At 41.3% G+C, this 5,794-nt stretch carries 4 protein-coding genes; all 4 read right to left on the bottom strand.

Annotation, left to right across the window (positions count from 1 at the left end; genetic code table 11):
- Positions 1 to 404: 404 nt before the first annotated feature.
- Positions 405 to 1,484: an FUSC family protein gene (locus ACR2F3_RS12230; protein WP_432710257.1), complete on the bottom strand. Its 1,080-nt coding sequence runs from the start codon at positions 1,482 to 1,484 to the stop codon at positions 405 to 407.
- Positions 1,485 to 1,860: 376 nt separating this feature from the next.
- The gene (locus ACR2F3_RS12225; RefSeq protein ID WP_432710256.1) at positions 1,861 to 2,670 is read right to left on the bottom strand and encodes an endonuclease/exonuclease/phosphatase family protein; all 810 of its coding nucleotides are present in this window, start codon (positions 2,668 to 2,670) and stop codon (positions 1,861 to 1,863) included.
- 10 nt (positions 2,671 to 2,680) lie between these two features.
- Positions 2,681 to 4,336, bottom strand: coding sequence for a RagB/SusD family nutrient uptake outer membrane protein (locus tag ACR2F3_RS12220; RefSeq protein ID WP_432710255.1), 1,656 nt, complete (start codon positions 4,334 to 4,336; stop codon positions 2,681 to 2,683).
- A gap of 1 nt (position 4,337) precedes the next feature.
- Positions 4,338 to 5,794: SusC/RagA family TonB-linked outer membrane protein (locus tag ACR2F3_RS12215; RefSeq protein ID WP_432710254.1), on the bottom strand; the 1,457-nt coding region annotated here is incomplete at its 5' end.

The raw sequence follows: 5,794 nt of genomic DNA, 5'->3' as shown, positions 1-5,794 counted from the left end.
GTATGGTCAATGATAATCGTATCTGTTCCCGCTTTAGAAAAGCTCATCATTCCTGCACGTTCATTATTCTTTTGTGCTATTGCATAACCTTTGCTTCCGTCTTCTTTTAATACTATATCCATATTTTAAATATTAAACATATTACTATGTTTTTAATTAATAGACCATTTTTATCACCATCAAATCCTTCCAACGAACTGCGATAGGTTTTGACACAAGTTAATTTAATCAAAAATGCAGGAAATGGAAACAAAAAAACGTAGACAAATGTCGAAAAAAGACGATTTATGTGTTTACTGTAGTCGTATCGGGTTTCAATTTCATCTACTGCATCTTTACTTTCAACAGATAAGCAAATCGAACACTCTACCGATTTGTGAGCGTCTACAATTAAATGGTATCGCTTATTTCCTCCAAATGGACATTCTTGTTTTACGGATTTGCCTTTGGGCTTTTAGGTGGAGCTGTTGATTATGTAAAATTATCCCACCTAACACACCGATCAAGCTGCCAATCACGATATCTATTAATCGCACGGCAATCAAATGATCCCGGTTCAATTGAAGCCCCGCTCCCAGTTCTGCAAGAAAAAAAGTAAGTGGGGTAATGAATATAACAGCCAGCGCATAATGCCGAACAACAAGCATTTCTATAATAAACTGTAGAATTAGAATACTGATACAGATGTAAAGTGGACCAAAATCAAAATACAGGAGTAACCAGGTCAGGCCCATGCCAATAAAAGTTCCGGCAATACGATGAATACTTCTTTGCCATACATGGCTCACACTAACCCCTTGCATAATGGCCAGGCAGGAGATTGGTAACCAGTAAGGATTTTCTAGTTCAAAAAAACGACCGACCAAAAGAGACAAACCCACGAACACCCCGATAATCATCGATTCGGTCAGGTTGACATGATTCCTTTTGCGGGGAAGCTGCCCCTGCAATTTACTGACGTAATTTTTTGTAATATATAAACTGTAAAAAAAAGCACAGAGGCAGCTGAACATGGTCCCTAAAGCAATCAAACCTATTTTAGTGGGGATATTGATTAAATCGAAAGGCATACAAATTGCCATCGAAGCCAGCATAATAAAAAAGAAACTTCCGGGAGGTCGAAGCTTGAAGTAATTAGTAACCCAGTTTATTCCGAATGCAAAAAAGCCTAAAACTAATGCTGACAGATAACCATTAAAACTAAAAACGATGCCGATGGTAAAGCTGAGCACAAACCCAAAAGCACAAAGCAATAAGGTGACCATGCGATCTTCCATTTTCGTAGAAGGCATGTATAAAATTACAAGGCCACCGAGGCAGGCTATTAGGCCATAATCAAGCCGACCAATTGCATACCCCATTAATAAAGGAAGTCCTGTGCATAAAGACGCCAGCACTGGAATATGCCATAGCCGCTCTGTCTTTTTTAACTGAAATAAAAGCTTGAGTTCCTGTTTAACGATTTGTTTAAATTCACTGGCCATTGACCGACAAATATACAAATAAACACATATTTGCTGATTGACCGGTGTTTAGGCATAGTTTGATAAGCACTGTTGCCATGCGTGTTCCTTACTTCTTAATAAAGCTAGGAGAAGTAAACTTTTTAACATCAATTTTACGCTGTTTAATATTCAAAATTAAGTTTATGTATTTGTCTCTCCGTTGTTTAATTCTATCACTAGATGATTATTTTCAACTCCGACTTCGGAAGGCAAATATTTCTCATAACTATGTACTAACGGTGCTCTTAATCGTTGAGGCAGCCCTATCATCTAAAATGCTAAAAATTAAGAAAATTGGCAAGTATAGTTCCATGTGAGGTATAAAAGAAATCCCCAATGAAGGGGATTTTAGGTGTTACTTAAATTTAAGCACAGATACAACGGGAAGATGATCGGATGCGTAATGCTCAGGGATGACCCGATTCGAGACCACCTCAAATGGGCTTGATTTGCCGAATGCGATAAAGTCTATGGTCTTTTTAGGTTCGATTACAGGAATAGTAAACTCACACTGCTCACAAGTCCGTATAAATTGTTGATCGAGGAGGTGAATGGTTGCACTTTCAGGCGTCGCATTCAGATCACCTGCTATAATAAAAGGTAAACCCTCTGCCTTTGCAATTGAATTAATTTCAACGACCTGTAATAATCGGTTATTATCGTTTTTTTGTGCATCCAAATGGGTACTACCAAAGCGAATATGCCTGTTACCAGGTAGTTTGATCAGCGCAGTTGCCAATACGCGGGGCTCGCCTTTAGTTGCAGGATCAGAACTCAACCTGTGAATTTTTGTCTCTGTTAAGGGGTGTTTAGACAAAATAGCAACACCATAATCGCCCCCTTCATGGTCAATAGCTTTCGCAAAAAAGAAGTTCATCCCCAGCCTTTCAGCGAGTAAACTTGCTTGATTGATTTTGCCGGAGCGGATAGTGTTTACATCCACCTCCTGAAGCGCCACCAGATCAGGGTTCTGATCCTTTATTACTTTCGCAATGGCATCCAAATCAATCTTCCCGTTAATAGACGGGGGGTTAGCGTGGTGAATATTGTAAGACATTACAGTTAACGTATTTGACGACTGGGAACGTAACAGTTCCCTCGAACCGCAGCTTAGCAGCAACAGTGTTGCCGCAAACAAGGGTAATAATTTTAAATTGTTTTTCATGTTAATGTGATTAGTTCCAACCGGGGTTTTGGGTAAGCGCCGGGTTACGTTGTAGTTGAGTTAACGGTACAGGCCAAAGGTAATGCTTGTTTTCATCGAACTGTCTGCCTGTCATCACAATGATATTACCGTTAGGATCGGCAGCAATATTACTAACCTGGGCAGGCACTAACGCGAGTGATTTTTTCATTCCCTTCACATCTTGTGCGAGCAGGCTGCCTTGGCGCCAACGGATGATATCGTACCAGCGTTGTCCTTCTCGGGCCAACTCGACACGACGTTCTCTTCTTATTTCAGTTCGAAGATCAAGATTGTTGGCAGCTAATTCTGTAATGACCATATTCTTCATTCCTACCCTATCACGCAATTTATTAATCGTAAGGTCCAGATCCGTCTGGGTGAGCGTTCCCTGCTCCATTTTTGCTTCCGCGTAATTAAGGAGAATTTCACCTAGACGTATGACGTGGATGTCATTCTGATCTCTCGATACTTGTGAAACCGTACTTACCTCTACGTATTTTGTAAAATAGAAACCGGTTATCGTTACAGATCCTAGTTTATCAGAAACAAACTTAGGCGCGGTAAAGATGCGTTGATCGGTATTACTCGGATTGCCATCACGTCTTCCACCCCACTCTGCACCTGGGGCGAGAATGGTTTGTTTCATGCGTGGGTCACGATTTTCAAAAAGGGCAGCATACGTATTCTCCTTATAAAGAGGAGACTTCTCGATGGGAAGACCATCGATGCATAAATAAGAATCAACCAGGGATTTTGTCGGATTGTAACGTGACGCCTGATCTGGCACCTGCGATTCGCGACTGATATTATGCATACTGACGTCTGCAAGATTAATACGTGCAACAATTGTTTCCTTATTGGCACCATTCGAGAGTTTACCAGTATAGTTGAATAAGTTATTATAGTCTACCTTTGGCTTCCCTGTAGTGTACAATTGGTAGACACCCAATTCCATTACATCTTTAGCAGCCTTCTCTGCAACGGCCCAACGACTATCGAACAGTGCAATTCTGGATTTAAAAGCAAGTGCTGCGCCTTTACTTAGTCTACCTAACGCTGGGCCTGTTTGTGGTGCTTTTTGCATCATTGCCGCAGCTTCTTCAAGTTCATTCAATATAAAATCGATGACTTCTTTTTTAGGACGCCTCGGCTCATATAATTCATCAATATTCAAGGGCTTGGTAACAATTGGCAGATCACCAAAATAACAAACAAGGTTCATATACATGTACGCGCGGATGGTTTTTGCCTCGCCAGCCATCTGATCTCTTTTCGTTTGACTTACATCGGTAGCCTTATTATAATTCTCAAGAAAAACGTTACACTGACGAATTCCTGCAAACTGACTTCGCCATTCTGCATCAACAGATGCTAAATCGGCACCAAAGTTTCCACTGCTAAAGATACGGTAGCTATCGCTTGTAGTGGAATTAATGCTATTATCACCCATCTGATCTAGAGCAACAGTGTTGCTGTTCTTAATATTCGCATACAAGCCATTTACCGCCAGTAATAACTGTTCTTCAGTTTTCCAGAAAGTTTCGTCGGAGATGGTGTCCAGCGGAGCGCGGTCAAGGAAGTCCTTTCGACAGGACGTGAACAGCAGCACAACGCAAATCATTATATAGTTGAATTGATTCTTCATCTTATTTAAAATTAATGTTTAAACCGAAAATAAAAGTTTTGACCTGTGGGTAAAATCCTCCTGATGCGACAGGCGTTTCGGGATCATATCCATAGAAATAATCACTGCTGGTGAACAAATTATCAGCCGACGCATAAAACCTAAGTCGGTCGACATGGAGCTTCTCTGTCCAGCGTTTTGGGAACGTGTAGCCCATTTGGACATTTTTCACACGAAGATAGGACGCATCCTCCAACCAGTAGGTAGATAACCTTTGGTTGTAACTGTAGCCGTATGCTAGACGCGGATAAGACGCACCTGTGTTTTCAGGTGTCCATCTATCCATGTGAACGGCCTGTGGATTTGAGCTGTCGTTGATCAACGCATGGCGTGCACCACCTGTAATCAATCCGTCTGCTTTACCCACACCCTGGATGAAGAAACTGAAATCTATGCCTTTATAACCTAAGTTTCCTCGAAAACCGTAAGTGTATCTTGGTATTGCGTTGCCAATTACTTGTCGATCGTCGGCCGGCGTAATTCTTCCATCTCCATTTAAATCACGAAACATGATATCGCCAGGCTGCATCGGATAACTGGAATCAAATGGAAAATTAGGCGTGTACTTATTAGTTCCGGCATCATAAGTATAGTCAGACACCTGACTGATACGATCAGCAATAAATCCGTAGAAAGCATCAATAGGATAGCCTACCATTCTCACACGGTCGGCAATTGTTGCTGGCGCATCACCTAAATTGAGTACTTTATTCTTAACATCAGAGATGTTGAAATTGGCACCGTAAGTGAATTCGTTGATATTGTCTTTCCATCCCATTTGGAATTCCCAACCTTTATTTTCCACCTTACCGGCATTTTGAGGAGGATACCCGGTTCCTAAAACGTCTGGCAGAGGCACCTCTAGCAAAATGTTATTCGTTGTATTGTGATAGTAATCGGCAGTTACACTCAAGCGATTATTTAGCATCGTCAGGTCAATACCGATATCTTTTTTAATCACAGATTCCCAGGTAAGCAAAGCATTTGGGATACCGGTTTGTCGGTATCCAACTGTGATGACGTTTCCAATAGGCATTGTAGCAACCGAGCCAATGGCAGCGAGATAAGCAAAATCGGAACCCACTTTATCATTTCCTTGTGTTCCATAAGAAGCCCTTATCTTACCAAATTCTATAAACCGGGCAAGTGGTTCAAAAAAGCGTTCTTTAGAGAAAATCCAGCCGGCAGAACCTGAAAGGAAGGTGTTCCAACGCAGTGCTTTGTCAAATCTGGACGACCCATCATAACGAAAGTTACCTTCTAAAAGATACCTCTCTTTGAAGCTGTAATTTAATCTTCCAAACAGCGACTGAAGGGCATTTTGAGACGCATTAGAATCGTTTAATTGATTCAAGGTTCCAAGGTTGATACTTCCCACATCCTGGGTAGGCACATTGGTTCTGCTAAGTCGGATCGTAG

Source organism: Pedobacter sp. (assembly GCF_045627485.1).
Taxonomy (GTDB): Bacteria; Bacteroidota; Bacteroidia; order Sphingobacteriales; family Sphingobacteriaceae; genus Pedobacter.
Note: the sequence above shows the minus strand (reverse complement) of the source record. Positions and strands in the feature narration are given on the sequence as shown.

Excerpts from the sequence above, each read along its gene's own strand:
- ACR2F3_RS12230 (WP_432710257.1), bottom strand. The coding sequence starts at position 1,484 with ATGGCCAGTGAATTTAAACAAATCGTTAAACAGGAACTCAAGCTTTTA.
- ACR2F3_RS12225 (WP_432710256.1), bottom strand. The coding sequence starts at position 2,670 with ATGAAAAACAATTTAAAATTATTACCCTTGTTTGCGGCAACACTGTTG.
- ACR2F3_RS12220 (WP_432710255.1), bottom strand. The coding sequence starts at position 4,336 with ATGAAGAATCAATTCAACTATATAATGATTTGCGTTGTGCTGCTGTTC.